The organism is Methylobacterium sp. XJLW, assembly GCF_003254375.1.
Classification (GTDB): domain Bacteria; phylum Pseudomonadota; class Alphaproteobacteria; order Rhizobiales; family Beijerinckiaceae; genus Methylobacterium; species Methylobacterium fujisawaense.
Window position 1 is genome coordinate 4,733,013 of sequence record NZ_CP016429.1, and the last position, 20,165, is coordinate 4,753,177.

The window sequence follows — 20,165 nt, forward strand, 5'->3', positions numbered from 1 at the left end:
GAGGTAATGCGCGGGGGCCCGAGCGTCAACGCGCGCAGGCCGGCGGCCGCCGCCGGGTTACTCAGGCGGGGTCTTGCCCGTCGGGGACGCCGGATGTCCAATCGGACGCGTGCGTCCGGATCTCGGTCGCTGAGGCGCCGGTCACGGCGCGTTGCGCGCGCAGCCATGCGGGTTCGACCAAGCCGGCCGCACCGTCCAGGACGAAGTTGAGAACGACGCTCATCTCGACACCTCCATCGCGCGCTGTCGTCGCGATGGCGCAGGTCTACGGCGGGCAGGCGGCCGCGACGGTGCGCCCGGACACGCAGGATCCCGGGAACGGGGCCGTGCCGCCGCAGGGGATGCCGCTCACGCGAGCGGCGCGGCCATCACGGCCAGTCCCAGGGCCGGAAGGCCGAGGGCGAGGGCGGCGCGGGCATCCAGCCGATCCGCGCCGACGCCCGCCCGCCAGTGACGGCTCGCAGCACTTTCGATCAATATCCCGGTGAGAACGAGACCGCAGCCGATCAGGGCCTGCATCGAAACCATGAATCCCTCGCCCAGCCGGCCGCACGTCCTGGCGCGGCGCCTGATTGCCGGTGGGAAAGTGCGTCCTGGGGCTGGCGGTTCCTCAGCGCATCGCAGCCGCGCAGGCCGCGAAGACCAGGGCGGCCCCGGCGGCCGTGATGCAGCCGTTGGCCCAGGGCGCCGGCTCGACACGGCGCAGGCGACAATCCGCGGCGAGCGAAACGAGGATCCCGATCAGGAACAGGCTGCAGGGGATCAGGTCACCGGGCATCGTCGATCCATCCAGGCGCATGCAGGGCGCGGCACGCCCGACGCGCCCCCGTTCTCCGGGTTCAACAGGCCGAAACGTGGCGAGTGCCCCGCGGCATTTGCGCGTCGCCGATTTGCCGCGGCGCGCCCGGATGGATCGAGCCCGTCAGAGCTTGCCGTTCAGAGCTTGGCCGAGGCGGGCCGGGTGTCGAAATCCTCGGGCCCCAGATCCAGGAGATCGTTCGGGGTCTCGGTCCGGTCGTAGGCCTGGCTCGCCGCGGCCTCGATCACCGCCTGGTTGCGGGCGAACAGCTCCAGGGGCGCGAGGTCGGCCCCGCCGCCGAATTGCTGACGCAGCACGGGGATCGGGACCTCGACCGCGATCACCCGCTGGCCGTTGGTCATGCCGAAGCGGATCAGCGTGTCGTCGGCGGGGAGGATGTGGGCGCCGCCGTCCAGGTATCGTTCGAGGGGCATGAATGGGGTCCTTCGCATGGGGCGCCTGCCGGCGGAGCGCCGGCATTGAGCCATGACTTCGTGCGGGCGTACAAGACGCCGCAGCGCCGTCCGATCCATCCCGGATCGGGTCCGTCTCGAATCGTCGGCGCGGTCGGGAGCGCCCGGGTCGAGACAGGGCTCGGATCGGGTGGCCCCGGCCTGCGGAACTCGGTCTGCCGGACGCGGCGGGACCGGCGCATCCCATGACCAATGGCCACGCCACGCGCCTTCCCTCGCCGCGGCGTGCAGCCTCGAACCCGGACCACGAGTCCCGCCGGGATCGGATCGAGGCGGCGCGCGACCGGCGTGGCGCCCCGGGCTGCGTGATTGCGCCTCAGGATATCCGGACGCGCTCACCGGGACCGGCGCCCCTGAAGCGGGCCCGGGTTCACCGGCAAAGGAAATGCTGTAGACGGACGCGGAACCGACCGAACCCCGCGCATCCCGAGTCGCACCGCAATGTCCGCCCTCCGCCCCGCCCGTCCGGAACCGCGCCCCGGCGTCCTGGCGATCGACACCTACGTGCCCGGCAAGAGCGGGCGGCCCGGCGGCGGCACGGTCTACAAGCTCTCCTCCAACGAGACGCCCCTCGGCGCGAGCCCCGCGGCGCTCGCCGCCCTCCACGCGGCGACCGCCAAGCTCGAGACCTACCCGGACGGGCGCGCCACGGCGCTGCGCACCGCCATCGCCAGGCGCTACGGGCTCGATCCTGAGCGGATCGTCTGCGGGGCGGGATCGGACGAGCTGCTCTCGCTGCTGGCCTACGCGTATGCCGGGCCGGGCACCGAGGGCATCTACTCGGAGCACGGCTTCCTCGTGTACCGGATCGCCATCCTGGCCTCGGGGGGCGAGCCGGTGGTGGCGCCCGAGCGCGACCTCACCGTGGACGTCGACGCGATCCTGGCCCGGGTCACGGACCGGACGCGGATCGTCTACGTCACGAACCCCAACAACCCGACCGGCACCTACCTGCCCTTCGACGAGATCCGCCGCCTCCACGCCGGCCTGCCGCCGCACGTGCTGCTGGTGATCGACGGCGCCTATGCCGAATACGTCCGGGCGAACGACTACTCGGCCGGGCTCGAACTCGCGCTCGAAGCCGAGAACGTGGTGATGACCCGCACCTTCTCGAAGATCCACGGGCTGGCCGCCGTGCGGATCGGCTGGATGGTCGCGCCGTCGCACGTGGCGGACGCGGTCAACCGGATCCGGGGGCCGTTCAACGTCTCGGGGCCGGCGATCGCCGCGGGCTCGGCCGCCATCGCCGACGAGGCGCACATGGCCGCCGCCGCCGCCCACAACGCCGAGTGGCTGCCGAAGCTCACCGAGGGCGCCCGGGCGCTCGGCCTCACGGTCACGCCGAGCGTCGCGAACTTCCTGCTGATCCACTTCCCCGACGCGCCCGGCCGCTCGGCGGCGGATGCCGACGCGTTCCTGACCGAGCGCGGCCTCATCACCCGCCGGGTCACCGCCTACGGCCTGCCCAACGCCCTGCGGGTGACGGTGGCCGGCGCCGAGGCGAACACGGCCTTCCTGGCGGCGCTCGGCGACTTCGTGCGTGGCGCCCAGGGGAGCACCCATGCCTGAGGCGCTCAAGGCCGAGAGGCCCGCCGTCGACCGTCTCGCCATCGTCGGCCTCGGGCTGATCGGATCCTCGATCGCCCGGGCGGCGCGCCGCTACGGGCTCGCCCGCACCATCGTGGCCGTCGACCGGGACGAGGCCGTGCGCGACCGGGTGCGCGAACTCGGCATCGCCGACGCGGTCACGGGCGACCCGGCGGAGGGCGCGGCCGACACCGACCTCGTGATCCTGTGCGTGCCGGTGGGCGCCATCGGCGCCGCGGCGGCCGAGATGATGCCGCATCTGAAAGCCGGCGCGATCGTGTCGGATGTCGGCTCGGTGAAGGGCGCCGTGGTGGCGGCGATCCGGCCGCACCTGCCCGAGGGCGTCGCCCTGGTCCCCGGCCACCCGATCGCCGGAACCGAGTTCTCGGGGCCGGATGCGGGCTTCGCGACCCTGTTCCAGGGCCGCTGGTGCATCCTGACCCCGCCCGAGGGCACCGATCCGGCGGCGGTCGAGACCGTCCGCGCCCTGTGGGCGGGGATGGGCGCCAATGTCGAGACGATGAGCGCCGAGCACCACGACCACGTGCTGGCGATCACCAGCCACCTGCCGCACCTGATCGCCTACAACATCGTCGGCACCGCCGCGGACCTCGAATCGGCGACGCAGTCCGAGGTGATCAAGTTCTCGGCCAGCGGATTCCGCGACTTCACCCGCATCGCCGCCTCCGACCCGACCATGTGGCGGGACATCTTCCTCAACAACCGCGAGGCGGTGCTGGAGATGCTCGGACGGTTCAACGAGGACCTGTCGGCGCTCGCCAAGGCGGTGCGCTGGGGTGACGGCGACGCGCTCCACGCGATGTTCACCCGCACCCGGGCGATCCGGCGCAGCATCGTGGCGCAGGGCCAGGAGACCGCAGCCCCGGATTTCGGCCGGCCGCGGCCACCGGAGGAATAGCGGACCGCGCCGGGCCGCCCGCTCAGGCCGGCGGGCGGTTGACCAGAACCGGCTGCGCCGCCGTCCGCTCCGGGAACAGGCTGCGCAGCGCCTCCAGCTTCGGCGCATCGTAGGCGGCGATGTACGGGTGGCCGGGATGCAGGGCCATGAAGTCCTGGTGGTAACCCTCGGCCGGGTAGAACGCGGCCGCCGGCTCGATCCGGGTGGCGACCGGCCGCGCATAGGCCTTGGCCGCGTCGAGCTGGGCGATGTAGGCCTTCGCCACCCGCGCCTGCTCGGCATCCTGCGGGAACAGGGCCGAGCGGTACTGGTGCCCGGTATCGGGCCCCTGGCGATCCACCTGGGTCGGGTCGAGGGCCACCGAGAAGAAGATCCGCAGGAGCTCGTCGTAGCGGATCGCGGCCGGGTCGTAGGTGACCGAGACCGCCTCCGCATGGCCGGTCCCGCCGCCGCTCACCGTCCGGTAATCGGCCTCCGCACGGGTGCCGCCGGCATAGCCCGACACCGCATTGCTCACGCCGCGCAGGTGCTGGAACACCCCCTGCACGCCCCAGAAGCAGCCGCCGGCGAACACCGCGACGCGCGGCCCCGGCGGCTCGGCGGAGCGGGTCGCGGCCTCCGGCAGGCGCCGGGGCGCTTCCTCGGCGAAGGCCGGAAGCCGGGGGAGCAGGACGGCCCCTGCGAGTCCGAGCCCGAGGGCGGCCCCGAGGAGCGTGCGGATTCGATCGCGATGTGCCATTCTATCCTCCTGCCGGAAACCAACAGGGTGTTCGCCCCGTGGCCCGAACCGGTTACGCGGGCGGGACGCCGCATTGCAGCCGCGCCCGCATGGGTCTACGCACCCGCAACAGATCGACCCCAGCGACCGCAGGACCCGTCCCGTGACCATCGCCCCCGAGCCCAACTCCTTCCGCACCGGTCCCGACGAGCGCGGCCGCTTCGGCATCTTCGGCGGCCGTTTCGTCGCCGAGACGCTGATGCCGCTGATCCTGGAGCTGGAAGCCGCCTACGAGGCCGCCAAGGTCGATCCGGCCTTCGCGGCCGACATGGCGAGCTACGGCACCCACTATATCGGCCGGCCGAGCCCGCTCTACTATGCCGAGCGGCTGACCGAGCACCTGCGCGCCAAGGCTCCGGCCGGGCAGGGGGCCAAGGTCTATTTCAAGCGTGAGGAGCTGAACCATACCGGCTCCCACAAGGTGAACAACGTGCTGGGCCAGATCCTGCTGGCCCGGCGCATGGGCAAGCCGCGGATCATCGCCGAGACCGGCGCGGGCCAGCACGGCGTCGCCACCGCGACGCTCTGCGCGCGCTTCGGCCTCAAGTGCGTCGTCTACATGGGCGCGGTCGACGTCGCCCGGCAGGCGCCCAACGTCTTCCGCATGAAGATGCTCGGTGCCGAGGTGATCCCGGTGGAATCCGGCACCCGGACCCTCAAGGATGCCATGAACGAGGCCCTGCGCGACTGGGTCACCAACGTCGCCGACACGTTCTACTGCATCGGGACCGTCGCCGGGCCGCACCCCTATCCGGCCATGGTGCGCGACTTCCAGTCGGTGATCGGGCGTGAGACCCGGGAGCAGATGATCGCCCAGGAGGGCCGCCTCCCGGATTCGCTGGTCGCCTGCATCGGCGGCGGCTCCAACGCCATGGGCCTGTTCCACCCGTTCCTGGACGACCGCGAGGTCGAGATCTTCGGGGTCGAGGCGGCCGGCCACGGGGTTCATTCCGGCCTGCACGCGGCCTCGCTCACCGGCGGCAAGCCGGGCGTGCTGCACGGCAACCGCACCTACCTGCTGATGGATGCGGACGGACAGATCGCCGACGCGCACTCGATCTCGGCCGGGCTGGACTATCCCGGCATCGGGCCCGAGCACGCGTGGCTGCACGAGACGGGTCGCGTCACCTACATCTCGGCGACGGACACCGAAGCCCTCGAGGCGTTCAAGCTCTGCTCGATGCTGGAGGGCATCATCCCGGCCCTTGAGCCGGCCCACGCCCTGTCCAAGGTTCTGGAACTGGCGCCGCAGCGCCCGGCCGAACACCTGATGGTGATCAATCTCTGCGGTCGCGGCGACAAGGACATCCCGCAGGTGGCGGAGATCTTCGGGACGACGCTCTGAGGGCCGGCGTCTCCGGGACGCACCCCTCTTCCCGGACGCCCGGAACGCCGTGGACCGCGATCCGGGATCCGGCAGACGAAGCGCGGCGGAACGGGCCTGCGCGTTTCGGGCGGACGCTTCGCGACGTCCGGCGCGGGATCCCGGGCCGCCATCCGCTGGCGTCGCACGCGCCCGGGACAGGGGCGAGCCCGGACGACACCACGTGACACCGGGCCGGCCGCGGCCGCCTCACCGCACCGTCACCTGATCCTTGATCTTCTCGTAGACCGACCGGCTGAGCACCCGCTTCGACAGCAGCTGCTCCACCGCGGTGTAGGGCCGCTTGGCGACGATCGCCCGGCCGATGGCGCCGCCGCCGCGCAGGCGGTTGAGATCCGCCACGGAGGCCGTGTTGAGATCGACCACGGCCAGGGCCCGGGGCCCGGCGCTGTCCTCCGCCCGCTCGACCTCGGCCTGACCGGCCGCGTCCTCGCCCTGCGGTTGAGGCGCCGCCTGCGGGGCCGGAGGGTCGGCGGGAACCGCCATCGCGTCGGACGGCATCTGTAACGGCGCGGCGGGCGCCGGGGCCTTGCCGGGCTGCGCAGGCGCGGGCTGCGAAGGCGCGGGCTCGACCGCCGCGGACGGGGCGGGAGCCGGCGCGGGCGGCGGGGCCGTCGAGGGTTCGGGAACCGCCGGTGCCGAGGGCGCAGGCGGGGATACCGGTCCGGGCGCCGGGCCCGGCAACAGGACCTGCACCACCGCCGCGAGTATGCCGGCAATGATGAGGAGGACCGAAATTCTGAGGATTGCAGGACCGCTGAGCACGCACCACTCGACGAGGATTAAAACTATATGCATCTACAGTTAATGCTGTCTTTGCGCGTCGTCCAATCCACGTCCGAAATCCGGTGAGCAATCCCCAGGGGATGAGCGCGCGGACGAGGCTCGGCGCACGCCTAGGCGAGCGGCTCGGGGAGCGCCTGGGCGCCCTGCGCTACCTGCCGACCCTGTTCCGGGAGATCGCCGCCGCCAGCCCGCGCCTGCTCGCGGCGAGCCTGTCGCTGCGCCTCGTGGCGGCCTGCCTGCCGGTCCTGATGCTGTATCTCGCCAAGCTGATCCTCGACGGGATCGTGGCCGAGCATGCCCGGCCGGCGCCAGGGGCGGGGCTGGCGGACTGGCTGGCCGATCCCGGCCGGGCCCGGCTCGCCGGGCTGGTGGCGGCCGAATTCGGCCTCGCCCTGGTCTCGGACCTCACCGGCCGTCTCGCGAACCTCACCGAGACCCTGATCGGCGACCTCTACGCCAACGCCGCCTCCCTGCGGCTGATGGCGCACGCCGCCGCCCTCGATCTCGCGCAGTTCGAGGACAGCGCCCAGCAGGACCGGCTGGAGCGGGCGCGCCGGCAGGTCAGCGGCCGCACCGGGCTCATCGGGACGGTGTTCGGCCAGTTGCAGGGGCTCCTGACCCTCGCGACCCTGGCGATCGGCGTCGCGGCCTTCACGCCCTGGCTCGTGGTGCTGATCGCCGCCGCCCTGGTCCCGGCGGTCCTCAACGAGTGGCATTTCACCAAGGCCGGCTACCGCCTCGCCTGGATCCGCAGCCCGGAGCGCCGCCGGATCGACTACCTGCGCTACCTCGGCGCCAGCGTCGAGACCGCCAAGGAGATCAAGCTCTTCGGCCTCTCGGACTACCTGACCGGCCTCTACGGGACGGCGGCGCGCCGACTGCTCGCCGAGAACCGCAGCCTCGCCGTCGCCCGGGCCGGCTGGGGCTTCGCCTTCGCGAGCCTCGGGACGCTCGCCTACTACGCCGCCTACGCGGTGATCGTCTGGCGGACGGTGGCGGGCACCTTCTCGGTGGGCGATCTCGCCTTCCTGGCCGGCGCCTTCCAGCGCCTGCGCGGCGGCCTGGAGGGACTGCTCCTCGGGCTGACCCAGATCACCGGCCAGGCGCAGTACCTCGACGACTTCTACTCCTTCTTCGCGATCCGCCCGCAGATCCGCTCGCCCGCGCAGGCCGTGCCGGTGCCGCGCCCGATCCGGGAGGGGCTGGTCTTCGAGGATGTCGGCTACCGCTATCCGGGCACGCAGGCCTGGGCGCTGCGCCACCTCTCCTTCGCGATCCGCGCCGGGGAGACGGTGGCGCTGGTCGGCGGCAACGGCGCCGGCAAGACCACGATCGTCAAGCTGATGACCCGGCTCTACGACCCGCACGAGGGCCGGGTGCTCCTCGACGGGGTGCCGCTCACCGCGTACGACCTCGACGAGCTGCGGGCGCGGATCGGGGCGATCTTCCAGGACTTCGTCCGCTTCGACCTCACGGCGGGCGAGAACGTCGCGGTCGGCCGGATCGAGGCCGCCGGGGATGCGGAGCGCATCGCGGCCGCGGCGGCCCGGGGGCTGGCGGCGCCGGTGATCGAGCGCCTGCCCGAGGGCTACGCCCAGCCCCTGGGCAAGCGCTTCGCCGGCGGCCTCGACCTCTCCGGGGGCGAGTGGCAGAAGGTCGCGCTGTCCCGGGCCTACATGCGCGAGGCCGAGATCCTGATCCTGGACGAGCCGACCGCGGCCCTCGACGCGAGGGCCGAGCACGACGTCTTCGCGCGGTTCCGGGAATTGTCGGCCGGGCGGACGGCGGTGCTGATCTCGCACCGCTTCTCCACCGTGCGCATGGCCGACCGCATCCTCGTCCTGGAGGGCGGCCGGGTCCTGGAGGAGGGCGGCCACGCCGCCCTGATGGAGCGGCGCGGCCGCTACGCCGAGCTGTTCACCCTGCAGGCTGAGGGCTACCGGTAGGGGAGCCGGAAGCGGGGGCGAGGCCCTCGGGACGCCCCCGCGGCCCGGCCCAAGCATTGCCCGATTCCCTGAGCCTGCTATCTGCGGCGGACCGAATCGAGGTTGTCCATGCGCCTGCGCCTCTTCCGACTGCTGACGGCCGGCCTTCTCGTCTGCGCCGGGAACGCCCAGGCGGCCCCGCCCGCCGGGCCCGAACCGGCGGCCAAGCCCGAGGCGGCGACCCCGTCGCCCGAGATCGTCCTGGCCAACCATCGGGCGGTCTACGACCTGTCGCTGGCCGAGGGCGGAGGCACCCGCTCGGTGGAGAGCGCCCGCGGGCGCATCGTCATCGACTTCCGGGGGGATGCCTGCCGGGGCTACACGATGCTGACCCGCCAGGTGACGGAACTGTCCTCCGGCGAGACCGGCACGCGCCTGTCGGACATGCGCAGCACCACCTTCGAGGGCGGGCAGGGGCGCGAGTTCCGGTTCAAGACGACGACGCTGACCAACAACAAGGCCGCCGCCCCGGTGGACGGGACCGCCTCCGAGCAGGGCGACGCCCTCACGGTGAAACTGAAGGGCGGCCCGAAGCCGTTCACCGTGGAGGGGCCGGTCCTGTTCCCGAGCGAGCACATGCGCCGCCTGATCGCGGCGGCGCGGGCCGGCCAGTCGACCCTCTCGGTCAAGGTCTACGACGGCTCGGACGACGGCAAGAAGATCTACGACACCTTCGCGGTGATCGGCCACACGGAGACCGGCCCGGCTTCGGCCGCGGGCTCCGACCGGGACAAGCCGCTGCGCGACGGTTCGCTCGCCGGCATGCCGCACTGGCCGGTCCGCCTGAGCTACTACACCGAGGGCGCCGGGGAGCGCACGCCGATCTACACCCTCGGCTTCGACCTGTACGAGAACGGCGTCAGCGGCGCGCTCAAGCTCGATTACGGCGATTTCGCCATCCTGGGCGACATGACCGCCCTCGACATCGACGCCAAGGCGGGGCGGAGCGACAAGGACGCGGGGAAGGGCTGCACGCCCTGAGCGCCGTTGGGCAGAGGCCGCGCACCGTTCCGACCATGCTCCCGGGCTCCCGGGCCCGCCGATCCGATCGGGGGGCGGGTCGCGCGTTGGGTCGCGGCCCCCCTGTGCGCGGGCTCGCCGATCCCCACGTCGTCCGCCTGCCATCCACCGCGTGAGAGACCAGCACCCGGGCCCCGTCCCTCATGGGGCTCATGGAGCTCATGGGGCTGGGCCAGGGGCAGGCCGGGCGCGGATCGCCGGCAAGCCCGGGATCCGCGGGCGGGACGCGCGCAGCGGTCCGCGTCGCGCCGGAGGCCTCACGCCCATTCGTCATCCGGCCGCGGCGACAGCCGCTGCCACGCCGCGGCGATCCGCTCCGGCTTGACGCCGAGACCGTTCGCGCAGGCGACGAGGACGTTCTCGTCGCCCATCACGTGGTCGAGGACGCCCACCAGGAAAGCCGGCTCCCGGGCGCTTTCGCGCAGCGTGTCGGGGCTCAATCCGCTCGCCGCCAGGAAGGGCAGGAGCCGGTCCTCGTCCCCCGCGATCCACAACAGAACGTCCAGGGCGAGCCGTTCGGCGGACTCATCCCCTTGAAGAGGTTTGCCATTCATCAACATGTGAACGCTACAAAGGTGACGGAGGGGCTTCACCGCCCACTAATCATGATCGGCGCGCACCGGGACATCGGATCATGAAGAAGACGGTGCTGATCGTCGAGGACAACGAGTTGAACATGAAGCTGTTCAACGACCTGCTGGAGGCGAACGGCTACGCGACCCTGAAGACCGCCCACGGCATCGAGGCGATCGAACTGGCCCGCGCCCATCATCCCGACCTGATCCTCATGGACATCCAGCTCCCCGAGGTCTCCGGGCTCGAGGTGACGAAATGGCTCAAGGAGGATGACGACCTCAAGGGCATTCCGGTCATCGCCATCACGGCCTTCGCCATGAAGGGCGACGAGGAGCGGATCCGCGAGGGCGGCTGCGAGGCCTACCTGTCGAAGCCGATCTCGGTTGCGAAGTTTTTGGCAACGGTTCGGGCCTATCTTGAGCCGTGACCACGCCGGCGAGGCGCGCCGTTGAACCGGTCACCCGATCCGTCCGGGTCGGGTGACCGGTTCAACCGTCCGTCCTGTCGTATCCGCCCAGGCCCCTGCGGCTGACCGGCGGCGCGCGCCACGGCACACGGTGCCCGGTCCGGGCCGCTCCACCGCGCCCCTACGAGGAAGCATGTCGGCCCGTGTCCTGATCGTCGATGATCTGTTCCCGAACGTCAGGCTTCTGGAGACGAAGCTCGGCCTGGAATATTTCGACACGCTCGCGGCCATGAATGGCCGGGACGCGATCGCGATCTGCGAGAAGGGCCTCTGCGACCTCGTCCTGCTCGACGTGATGATGCCCGGCATGGACGGGTTCGAGGTCTGCCGGCACCTCAAGAACAACCCGCTCACGGCCCATATCCCGGTGGTGATGGTCACGGCCCTCGACCAGCCCGCGGACCGCCTGCGCGGCCTCGACGCCGGGGCCGACGACTTCCTGACCAAGCCCGTGGACGACACCGCCCTGTTCAGCCGGGTGCGCAGCCTCGTGCGCCTCAAGGCGGTGACCGACGAGCTGCGCCAGCGCGCGCTCGCCTCGCGCGAATTCGGGATCGGCGATCCCCTGGCGCTGGCCACCGCCGAGACCGGCCTCGATGCCCGGATCCTGCTCATCGAGGACCGCCCCGGATCGGCCGAGCGCCTCGCCGGGGCCCTGCGCCAGCACCACGTCGTCACGGTCGAGCCCGATCCGCAGGCGGCCCTGCACCTCGCCGCCGAGGCGCCCTTCGATCTCGCCCTGGTCAGCCTCGATCTGGCGGGCTTCGACGGCCTGCGCCTGTGCAGCCAGCTCCGGTCGCTGGATCGGACCCGGACGATGCCGCTGATCATGCTGGCGGAGGAGCACGACCGCGCCCGGGTCGTCCGCGGCCTCGATTTCGGCGTGCACGACTTCCTGATGCGCCCGGTCGACCGCAACGAGCTGATGGCCCGGGTCCGCACCCAGGTGAAGCGCAAGCGCTTCACCGAGGCGCTCCGGGGGGCGATGCAGGCCTCGCTCCAGATGGCCGTGATCGACGCGCTCACCGGCCTGCACAACCGGCGCTATCTCGACAACCATCTCGGCACGCTGTTCGGCGACGAGGCCGCCCGCCGGGCCCAGCTCTCCGTGCTCATCCTCGACATCGACCACTTCAAGGGCATCAACGACAGCTTCGGCCACGAGGCCGGCGACGAGGTGCTGCGCGGCTTCGCCGAGCGGGTCCGCCAGCACACCCGGCCCATCGACATCGTGGCGCGCTACGGCGGCGAGGAGGTGGTGGTGATCCTGCCGGAGGCGGGGCTCGGCGAGGCCCAGGGCATCGCCGAGCGCATCCGCGAGCGGGTCGAGGCGGTGCCGTTCTCGGTGCTGGGGGCTACCCGGACGGTGCCCGTGACCGTCTCGATCGGAGTCGCCGTGCGCCGCGGCGAGGATCTCTGCGCCGCCGACATGCTCCGGCGCGCCGACCTCGCCCTCTACCGGGCCAAGGCGGCCGGACGGAACCGGGTCGAGTCGCAGGCAGCCTGACACTCCGGCCGCGGCCTGTCCGGGCCGCCGGCCGAGGGCCCGGACCGCCGGCCGGCGGCCCGGTCCGGCAACAGGCCGGTTGACACCACTCCCGCCATCGCCAACACCTCGCGCCCGCCGCCCCCGCGCGGCGGACCCCGGGAAGATCTGTGATACGATGGCGGTGACGCGCACCTACCTCGACTTCGAGAAGCCGGTGGCCGAGCTGGAGGCCAAGCTCGAGGAACTGCGCGCCGTGAGCGCGCGCGACGGCGCGGTCTCCATCGCCGAGGAGGTCGGCCGGCTCGAGGCCAAGGCCGGCCAGGCGCTGGCGGAGATCTACGCGAACCTCACCCCCTGGCAGAAGACCCAGGTGGCGCGCCACCCGCAGCGGCCGCACTTCGTGGACTATTGCGACGGGCTGATCACCGAGTTCACCCCGCTGGCCGGCGACCGGAACTTCGGCGAGGACGAGGCGATCCTGGGCGGGTTCGGGCGGTTCCGCGGACGGCCGGTCCTGGTGCTCGGCCAGGAGAAGGGCGCCACCACCGAGGCGCGGCTGCGCCACAATTTCGGGATGGCCCGCCCCGAGGGCTACCGCAAGGCGGTCCGGCTCATGGAGACCGCCGACCGGTTCGGCCTGCCGGTCCTCGCCTTCGTCGACACCGCCGGCGCCTATCCGGGCATCGAGGCGGAGGAGCGCGGCCAGGCCGAGGCCATCGCCCGCTCCACCGAGGCCTGCCTCGCGCTGGGCGTGCCCAACGTCGCCGTGGTGATCGGGGAGGGCGGCTCGGGCGGCGCCATCGCGCTCGCCACCGCCAACCGGGTCCTCATGCTGGAGCACGCGATCTACGGGGTGATCTCGCCGGAGGGCGCCGCCTCGATCCTGTGGCGCGACCAGGGCCGCGCCGCCGACGCCGCCACCGCCATGAAGATCACCGCCCAGGACCTGCTGCGCCTCGGCGTCATCGACGGGATCATCCCGGAGGCCACCGGCGGGGCGCATCGCGACCGCGAGGCGGCGATCCGGGCCGCGGGCGACGCCGTCGCCGACGCCCTCGCCCAGTTCGACGGCCTGACGGCCGTCGAGATCCGCGACCGGCGCGCGGAGAAGTTCCTGGCGATCGGCCGGACCCTGTGAGCGAGCCCGGGGCGTCGGGGGGGCTGTTCGGCGCGCTCGGCCGGCTGCTGGGGCGGCGCGACGCGCGGGAGCCGGACCGGCACAACCATATCTCCCTCGGCTGCAACTGCCAGATGGCGCACGTCCTCAAGACGCTCGACCTGCGCCAATGGTCGGGGCCCCTCGACTGGATCTTCTCCATGCCCGGCATGGCCCGGGACTGCCTCGCCGACGATTTCTCCGCGCTCGTCGACCGGAGCCAGCTGGAGAGCATCCCGGAATTCGAGCGGCGCGGCCCCGGCATCTGGCGGGGGCGCCACCGCCTCTACCGGGAGCGGCACGGCCTCGAATGCGTGTTCAACCACCACGACCCGGCGACGAGCGAGGCGGATTACGCCTTCCTCGCCGAGGGCGTGCGGCGGCTGCGCCGGGCCCTCGACACGCCGGGCACCGACAACCGCCTCTGGATGATGACCCATCTCCACACGCCCCGGGACGTGGTCGAGGCGATCGACGACCTGCTCGGGCAGCGCGCCAGCCGCAACCACCTGACCTTCCTGCAGCTGGAGACCGGGCATCCGCGCATGGCGGTCGCCGAGGCGGTCGACCTGCGGACATCCCTGCGCTGGCTCACCGTGCACACGCCCTCGGAGCCCGTCGGCCTGCGGCTGGCCGACCCGGCCGACGACGCGGCCTTGGTGGAGATCATCCGGGCCGAGGCGGCGCGGCGGCCGGCGCTGTTCGGCTGAGCGGGCGCCAAGCCCGAACTGCGTGGCGCGCGACAGGGCGACGATCGCGCCGACGCGGACGGGCGCGAGGCAATTGCCTCACGGGTGAGCGCCGAAGGCGACCCCGCGCATCCGCTCCGCCAGGAAATCCACCAGCACGCGCACCCGGGCCGGCATGGCGGGGCCGCCCACGAACACCGCGTGGATCGCCTCGCGGTCCTGCGGGTTGAACGGCTCCAGCAGCGGCACCAGCCGGCCGGCGGCGAGATCCTCGGCGATGTGGAAGTTGCCGACCCGGGTGATGCCGGTGCCCTGCAGGGCGAGCTGGACCAGGGTCTCGCCGTTGTTGGCGGCGACGTTGCCGCCCACCGGCAGGACGCTGTCGTGCCCGTCGATGCGGAACGGCCATCCGGGCTCGGAGCGGCGGAAGCTGAAATCCAGGCAGTTGTGGCCGGCGAGGTCGGCGGGCCGCCGCGGCGTGCCGGCCCGGGCGAGGTAGGCCGGCGAGGCCACCACCGTCCGGCCGGTCTCCCCGAGCCGCCGGGCGGTGAGCGGGCTGTCGGCGAGCGGGCCGAACCGGATCGCCACGTCGGCCCGGCCGCCGAGCACGTCGGCGAGTTCGTCGCTGAGGTCGATCTCCACCGTGATGCCGGGATGGCGCTCGACGAAGGCGGCGAGCAGCGGCACGATCACGAGCCGGCCATGGGCGGTGGCGGCGCTGACCCGGACCCGCCCGCGCGGGCAGCCCCGGTCGGCGAGCGCGGCTTCGGTCTCGTCGAGATCCGCCAGGATGCGGCGCGCGGCGCGCCCGTAGGTCTCGCCCTCGGCGGTGAGCCGGAGGGTCCGGGTCGTCCGCACGAGGAGCTGCGCGCCGAGCCGCGCCTCGGTCCGGGCGACGATCCGGCTGACCGCGGAGGGCGTCAGCCCGAGCCGGCGCGCCGCCCCCGACAGGCTGCCGGCCTCCGCCACCGCCACGAACACCGCCATCTCGCCCGCCCGGTCGACCTTGTCGCGCAGCATCATGCCCGTCCCGCGATGCCCGAAGCCGATCCCGGGCGCTCCGACCCGAGGCCCTCATCCTGGGGTGCCGGAGCGCCCCTCCGACGCCCGCCGGCGCGGGCACCTCACGATGAGGGCGTGTTCGGGAGAGCCGCGCAGGATGCCCCCGTCGCCGAGCCGTCGGCAAGCCCACATTCGTGCCGTCGGCGCACAGATCCTGGTCCCGAGCGGGTACTACTGCCCTGGAGACGAATCCGCCACCTGCCTCCCCGGAACGAACGGAGATGCGGACCCCATGGCGCTCAACCCACCCCTGCTGGCCCTCGCGGTCGGCGCCTTCGGCATCGGCGTGACCGAGTTCACCCCCATGGGCATGCTGCCCCTGATCGCCGCCGACCTGAACGTATCGATCCCGGCGGCGGGCCTCGTCGTCAGCGCCTACGCGCTGGGCGTAGTGATCGGCGCGCCGCTCGTGACCCTCGCCACCGCGCGCCTGCCCCGGCGGCGCCTGCTGGTCGGGCTGATGGCGATCTTCACCCTCGGCAACCTGATGGCGGCCCTCGCCGACAGCTACGCCATGCTGGTCGCCGGCCGGCTCGTCACTGCGCTGAACCACGGGGCCTTCTTCGGCGTCGGCGCGGTGGTGGCCGCCGGCCTCGTGCCGCCGGAGCGCCGCGCCGCCGCGGTGGCGGCCATGTTCTCGGGCCTCGCCATCGCGACGATCGGCGGCGTGCCGCTCGCCGCCTGGACCGGGGCGATGCTCGGCTGGCGCGCGGCCTTCTGGGGGATCGCCGCGATCGGCGCCGTCGCCATGCTGGCGCTGCGGCTCGCCCTGCCGGAGCTGAAGGCCGAACCGGGCGCCGACCTGTGGTCCGAGCTGCGCGTCCTCGGCCGCGGCCCCGTCCTGGCGGCCCTGGCGCTGACCATGGTGGGGTTCAGCGCGATGTTCACGGTGTTCACCTACATCGCGCCGATCCTGCGGACCGAGACCGGCGCGACGGCGCCGTTCGTCACCGCGATGCTGGTCCTGTTCGGGCTCGGCCTGACCGTGGGCAACTGGCTCGGCGGCCGGCTCGCGGACCGCTCGGTGGACGGCACGATCATCGGCGCGCTGGCGGCGCAGCTCGTCGTCCTCGTGCTGTTCGCCTGGGGCATGCACGGGGCGGCCGCCGCGGCGTTGCTGATCGTCCTCTGGGGTGTCGCGAGCTTCGCCAGCGTGGCCCCGCTCCAGATGCGGGTGATGGCGCAGGCGGCGGACGCGCCCAGCCTCGCCTCGGCCATGAATATCGGCGCCTTCAACCTCGGCAACGCGGTCGGGGCTGCCGTCGGCGGCGCCACGATCGATGCCGGGCTCGGCTACCCGGCGGTGTCCCTGGCCGGCGCCGCCCTGGCGCTGGCCGGCCTCGTCCTCGTGCTCTGGCTGGGTCGCCCCGCCGCGGTCCCGGCCGCCTGTGGATAGGGCCTGCGCCGCAGGCTCTCCACACCGGATAACAATCCAGTGTTGCACCCGCGTCCTTGCGGTAAGGAAGGCGCAAGCTTAACGAGCCTATTGGGTTGGGGAGTGGCACCCGACGCGGCCAGCAAGGCCCGCGGGCGCGCGTAAGACGATCGAGGTTCCCCATGACGGCGCGTCTCGCGACCGCGCGACTGCTGGCGGCAGCGTCCCTGCTGGCCCTGTCGCTCGCCGCCTGCCAGGACGGCTCCGGAATCAACGGCCCGAGCGCGCGCAGCCTCGCGCCGGTCGCCCCCCAGACGGTCGCCCTGATGCAATCCAAGGGGATGCAGCAATCCGACCCGATCCTGATCCGCACCTTCAAGAAGGAAGCGGAGATGGAGATCTGGAAGCGGGGCGGCGACGGCCGTTACGCCCTGCTGAAGACCTACCCGATCTGCCGCTGGTCCGGCCAGCTCGGCCCCAAGACCCGCGAGGGCGACCGGCAGGCGCCGGAGGGCTTCTATACGATCACCCCGGGCCTGATGAACCCGAATTCCTCGTACTATCTCTCGTTCGATACCGGCTTCCCCAATGCCGTCGACCGGGCCAACGGGCGCACCGGCAAGTACCTGATGGTGCACGGCACCTGCTCGTCGGCGGGCTGCTTCGCCATGACCGACGCCACCATCGCGGAGATCTACGCCGTCGCCCGCGAGGCGTTCATCGGCGGCCAGCGCAGCTTCCAGTTCCAGTCCTATCCGTTCCGGATGACGGCCGAGAACATGGCCAAGTTCCGCAACGACCCGAACATCGCCTTCTGGCAGAACCTCAAGGAAGGGTCCGACTATTTCGAGGCCCTGCACGAGGAGCCGAAGGTCGGCCAGTGCGGGACCAAATACGTGTTCGGCGGGGCCGACGCGGCGGCCGGCTCGTGCAAGCCCCATGTCGACCCGCTGGTGGCGGAGAAGAGCGCGCACGACGCCCGCGCGGTCGCCGACCTCGTCGCCAAGGGCACGCCGGCGGTGCGGGTCGTCTACCAGGACGGCGGCCAGAACCCGGTCTTCCGCCCGCAGAACACGAGCGCCTTCGCGAGCCTCGGCGGGACCGAGACGGTCCTGCCTTACGACGCCAAGGAATACGGACGGCACAATCTCGGCGACGTGAGCCGGCCCGAGACCCTGGCGGCGGGCCCGCAGGAGATCGAGGTCACGCCGAAGGGCCAGCCGGTGATGCTGGCCGGCGCCGAGCCGGCGGCCCCCGCCCGGGCCGCGAAGGCCGACGGCAAGGGGCGCGGGCGGGAGCCCGCGAAGCCGGCGGTCACGACGCTCATGGCGAACCGCGCCGATCCCAACGCGCAGGTCGAGACCACGGCGGCGCTGCCCGAGAAGCCCGCGCGGATCGCGGTCGCCGACGCGGACGGCGACCCAAGCAGCTACCAGAAGCTGTTCGGCCAGCTCTTCGCCAAGGACAAGCCGGCCCCGGCGGCACCCCCGACCCCGGCGGTCGACGCCGCGGTGGTGCCGGAGCCGGTGAAGCTCGCCCACGCCGCCGAGAAGGTCGCGCCGAAGGCCGCCAAGGCCCACGCGGTGAAGACCGCCAAGGTCGAGGGCAAGATCGACGGCAAGGCCGAGGCGAAGGCGGAGGGCAAGGTCGAGGCGAAGCCCGCCCTCCGGAAGGGCGAGCCCGAGGGCCGGAAGCCCTGACGGCTCAGACCAGCGGCCGGTCGCGGTTCATCAGCCACAGGGCGTGGACCGTGCCGGGCAGCCAGCCGAGGATCCACAGCAGGATGTTCAGCAGGAACTGCAGGCCGAAGCCCGTGGTGACGAGAACCGCGATCGGCGGAAAGAAGATCGCGAGCAGGATGCGGACGAGGCTGGACACGGACACTCCCGGACGAGGTTCCTGAGGGATCCTCGCTCAAACGACGGGCGCGCCTCTCCGTTCCCGGGACTGTTCGCGCCGCTCCGGTGCCCCGTATCGGAGCCCGGAGCGGCGGCCTGAGGCGTGGCGCCTCAGTTCTTCGCCGGCGGCGGCGTTGTCGCGGACGGCACGTTGGCCGCCTGCTTCTCCGGATGCTTCACCTGGCTGTAGGCGACGTTGGCGAAGGTGCCGATCACCGCGGGCCAGCTCGGGTTGCCGTATTGCGGGTCGTCGCGGCCGACTTTGCAGAACGCCGTGGTCAGGCCGTTGACGATGTCGTCGTCCGTGACCCCCGTGGGCTCCGCCTTCACCTGCTGCACCAGCCGGACGAGCGTCGGGACGAAGTCCTGCTGCTTCAACCCCTTCAGGCTCTCTTGGATGCCGATCTTGTCGAAGGCGGCCTTGAGCTTGTCCTGCTCGATCTCCGCGCAGGGGGCGGTGCCGGCCAGCATGGTCTTGGTGGCGGCGCGCGCCTCGGAGGCCTTGTCGCCGGTCACCACCGGCGCCTTGTTGCCCCAGGAGTTGCGGATGTAGTCGGTGACGTTCCTCACCTCGACGTCGGTCATCTGCTGGCCGATCGCCACCATCGGGGCGAGGCCGCTCTGGGCCGCGAGCCCGCCATAGATCACCCGCAGCACCGTCTCGGGCCCTTCGGACTGGACCGAGGTGTTGCCGGCGAGCGCCGGCACCGCGCCCTCGATGCCCTTGCCGTCGGGCTGGTGGCAGGAGGAGCAGTAGGTCAGGTAGGTCGAGGCGCCCGGCGCGTCGGCGGTGTCGAAGGCGGCGAGATCCTTCGGCTTGTAGGTCTGCTTGGCCGGGACCGTGCGCAGGTAGGCGACCATCGCCTTCAGATCCTCCTCCTTCACCTTGGAGAGGGATTCCATGATGGTCTGGCGCATCGGCCCGGCGGCGACGCCCGGCCGGTTGCCCGGGGCGGTGCCGGTCTTGAGATAGGTCACCACCTGCTCGTCGGTCCAGGCGCCGATGCCCTGATGCCCGTCGGGCGTGATGTTGGGGGCGTACCAGCCGTCGATCACGCCGCCGCCGAAGCGCCCGGCGAAGCTCGAATTGCCGACGAGCTTGTTCTCGTTGTGGCACATGGCGCAGTGGCCGAGCCCCTCCACGAGATAGCCGCCGCGATTCACCTCGGCGCTGGCGTTCGGGTCGGGCTTGAAGCGCTCCTCGGTGAAGAAGGCGGTGCGCCACGTCACCAGCGCCGTGCGGACGCTGAACGGGAACGGGATCTGGCTCTCCTGCCGCTTCTCGCTCACCGGCGGGAGCGATTGCAGGTAGGCCCAGATCGCCTTCGTGTCCTCGTCGGTGACCTTGGTGTACCAAGCGAAGGGGAAGGCCGGGTACAGGTAGCCGACATGCTTGCTGTAGCCCTGCCGGAACGATTTCTCGAAGTCGGCATAGGTGTAGTCGCCGAGCCCGGTCTCCTTGTCGGGGGTGAGGTTGGGGGTCATGATCACGCCGAAGGGCATGTTCAGGGCATAGTTGCCGGCGAGGTACTTGCCGCCCGGCGCCGTGTGGCAGGCCGCGCAATCGCCCATGGTCACGAGGTACTTGCCCCGCTCGATCTGGTCGGCCGACCCGTCCTGCGCCAGCGCCGGCGCGGCCAGGAACAGGCTCGCCAGGATCGGGGCCGACACGCGGCCGGAGGAGAGGGCTCTCGTGCGCTGCATGCCGCGTCTCCCATCCCGA

The 20,165-nt window shown here is 72.2% G+C and carries 21 protein-coding genes; 11 read left to right on the forward strand and 10 right to left on the reverse strand.

Annotation, left to right across the window (positions count from 1 at the left end):
* Positions 1-61: 61 nt before the first annotated feature.
* The 4 genes from A3862_RS31615 to A3862_RS21950 all read right to left on the reverse strand — a co-directional run bounded on the left by A3862_RS31615 (position 62) and on the right by A3862_RS21950 (position 1,233).
* Positions 62-223 carry a hypothetical protein gene (locus A3862_RS31615; protein WP_158498448.1) on the reverse strand — a complete coding sequence of 54 codons (162 nt, stop codon included), beginning with the start codon at positions 221-223 and terminating at the stop codon, positions 62-64.
* Between the two features lie 125 nt (positions 224-348).
* Complete coding sequence (locus A3862_RS21940) at positions 349-519, reverse strand: hypothetical protein (RefSeq protein ID WP_236961430.1); 171 nt, start codon at positions 517-519, stop codon at positions 349-351.
* A gap of 91 nt (positions 520-610) precedes the next feature.
* On the reverse strand, positions 611-778 hold the full coding sequence (locus A3862_RS31620; protein ID WP_164706390.1) for a hypothetical protein: 168 nt from the start codon (positions 776-778) through the stop codon (positions 611-613).
* A 158-nt stretch (positions 779-936) separates the two neighbouring features.
* Positions 937-1,233 carry a hypothetical protein gene (locus tag A3862_RS21950; protein WP_043355896.1) on the reverse strand — a complete coding sequence of 99 codons (297 nt, stop codon included), beginning with the start codon at positions 1,231-1,233 and terminating at the stop codon, positions 937-939.
* A gap of 480 nt (positions 1,234-1,713) precedes the next feature.
* Here A3862_RS21950 and A3862_RS21955 point away from each other — a divergent pair, with 480 nt between their 5' ends.
* Together A3862_RS21955 and A3862_RS21960 are read left to right on the forward strand one after the other, a co-directional pair.
* A complete protein-coding gene (locus A3862_RS21955; RefSeq protein WP_043383046.1) occupies positions 1,714-2,841 on the forward strand; it encodes a pyridoxal phosphate-dependent aminotransferase in 1,128 nt (375 codons plus the stop codon).
* Positions 2,834-3,778, forward strand: a complete 945-nt coding sequence (locus tag A3862_RS21960) for a prephenate/arogenate dehydrogenase family protein (RefSeq protein WP_043353972.1) — start codon at positions 2,834-2,836, stop codon at positions 3,776-3,778. The genes A3862_RS21955 and A3862_RS21960 overlap by 8 nt, the downstream gene beginning before the upstream one ends.
* A 22-nt stretch (positions 3,779-3,800) precedes the next feature.
* Here A3862_RS21960 and msrA read toward each other — a convergent pair whose 3' ends face one another.
* Entirely contained in the window at positions 3,801-4,517 is a 717-nt protein-coding gene (msrA, locus tag A3862_RS21965) for a peptide-methionine (S)-S-oxide reductase MsrA (protein ID WP_043757081.1), read from the reverse strand.
* 142 nt (positions 4,518-4,659) lie between these two features.
* Between msrA and trpB the strand changes: the two genes are divergently transcribed.
* Positions 4,660-5,901 (forward strand): tryptophan synthase subunit beta, encoded by a 1,242-nt coding sequence (trpB, locus tag A3862_RS21970; RefSeq protein WP_043353967.1) that lies wholly within the window; start codon positions 4,660-4,662, stop codon positions 5,899-5,901.
* Between the two features lie 228 nt (positions 5,902-6,129).
* On the opposite strand, the gene A3862_RS32525 is transcribed toward trpB, so the two are convergent.
* Positions 6,130-6,426, reverse strand: coding sequence for a helix-hairpin-helix domain-containing protein (locus A3862_RS32525; RefSeq protein ID WP_244538785.1), 297 nt, complete (start codon positions 6,424-6,426; stop codon positions 6,130-6,132).
* Positions 6,427-6,806: 380 nt separating this feature from the next.
* On the opposite strand from A3862_RS32525, the gene A3862_RS21980 reads away from it, so the two are divergent.
* Together A3862_RS21980 and A3862_RS21985 are read left to right on the forward strand one after the other, a co-directional pair.
* Positions 6,807-8,672: an ABC transporter ATP-binding protein gene (locus A3862_RS21980; protein ID WP_043383052.1), complete on the forward strand. Its 1,866-nt coding sequence runs from the start codon at positions 6,807-6,809 to the stop codon at positions 8,670-8,672.
* A gap of 108 nt (positions 8,673-8,780) precedes the next feature.
* The gene (locus tag A3862_RS21985) at positions 8,781-9,692 is read left to right on the forward strand and encodes a cell envelope integrity EipB family protein (protein WP_043353960.1); all 912 of its coding nucleotides are present in this window, start codon (positions 8,781-8,783) and stop codon (positions 9,690-9,692) included.
* A 296-nt stretch (positions 9,693-9,988) separates the two neighbouring features.
* On the opposite strand, the gene A3862_RS21990 is transcribed toward A3862_RS21985, so the two are convergent.
* Complete coding sequence (locus A3862_RS21990; protein WP_043353976.1) at positions 9,989-10,285, reverse strand: DUF3572 domain-containing protein; 297 nt, start codon at positions 10,283-10,285, stop codon at positions 9,989-9,991.
* Between the two features lie 80 nt (positions 10,286-10,365).
* Here A3862_RS21990 and A3862_RS21995 point away from each other — a divergent pair, with 80 nt between their 5' ends.
* The 4 genes from A3862_RS21995 (at position 10,366) to A3862_RS22010 (ending at position 14,128) form a co-directional block, all read left to right on the forward strand.
* Positions 10,366-10,734, forward strand: coding sequence for a response regulator (locus tag A3862_RS21995; protein ID WP_043353956.1), 369 nt, complete (start codon positions 10,366-10,368; stop codon positions 10,732-10,734).
* 172 nt (positions 10,735-10,906) lie between these two features.
* Entirely contained in the window at positions 10,907-12,280 is a 1,374-nt protein-coding gene (locus tag A3862_RS22000; RefSeq protein ID WP_043383055.1) for a PleD family two-component system response regulator, read from the forward strand.
* 157 nt (positions 12,281-12,437) lie between these two features.
* The gene (locus A3862_RS22005) at positions 12,438-13,400 is read left to right on the forward strand and encodes an acetyl-CoA carboxylase carboxyltransferase subunit alpha (RefSeq protein ID WP_043757075.1); all 963 of its coding nucleotides are present in this window, start codon (positions 12,438-12,440) and stop codon (positions 13,398-13,400) included.
* Complete coding sequence (locus A3862_RS22010; protein ID WP_043757072.1) at positions 13,397-14,128, forward strand: DUF1796 family putative cysteine peptidase; 732 nt, start codon at positions 13,397-13,399, stop codon at positions 14,126-14,128. Before A3862_RS22005 ends, A3862_RS22010 begins: the two co-directional genes overlap by 4 nt.
* A 78-nt stretch (positions 14,129-14,206) precedes the next feature.
* On the opposite strand, the gene A3862_RS22015 is transcribed toward A3862_RS22010, so the two are convergent.
* A complete protein-coding gene (locus A3862_RS22015; RefSeq protein WP_043761120.1) occupies positions 14,207-15,127 on the reverse strand; it encodes a LysR family transcriptional regulator in 921 nt (306 codons plus the stop codon).
* A 274-nt stretch (positions 15,128-15,401) separates the two neighbouring features.
* Here A3862_RS22015 and A3862_RS22020 point away from each other — a divergent pair, with 274 nt between their 5' ends.
* The gene (locus tag A3862_RS22020; RefSeq protein ID WP_043757069.1) at positions 15,402-16,565 is read left to right on the forward strand and encodes an MFS transporter; all 1,164 of its coding nucleotides are present in this window, start codon (positions 15,402-15,404) and stop codon (positions 16,563-16,565) included.
* A 161-nt stretch (positions 16,566-16,726) separates the two neighbouring features.
* Positions 16,727-18,244, forward strand: coding sequence for a L,D-transpeptidase family protein (locus A3862_RS22025; protein ID WP_043383066.1), 1,518 nt, complete (start codon positions 16,727-16,729; stop codon positions 18,242-18,244).
* Positions 18,245-18,248: 4 nt separating this feature from the next.
* Here the strand turns inward: A3862_RS22025 and A3862_RS22030 are convergent, their stop codons facing one another.
* Both A3862_RS22030 and A3862_RS22035 read right to left on the reverse strand, forming a co-directional pair.
* Complete coding sequence (locus tag A3862_RS22030) at positions 18,249-18,422, reverse strand: YqaE/Pmp3 family membrane protein (RefSeq protein ID WP_012318839.1); 174 nt, start codon at positions 18,420-18,422, stop codon at positions 18,249-18,251.
* 131 nt (positions 18,423-18,553) lie between these two features.
* Positions 18,554-20,146, reverse strand: coding sequence for a c-type cytochrome (locus A3862_RS22035; protein WP_043353934.1), 1,593 nt, complete (start codon positions 20,144-20,146; stop codon positions 18,554-18,556).
* Positions 20,147-20,165 lie beyond the last annotated feature (19 nt).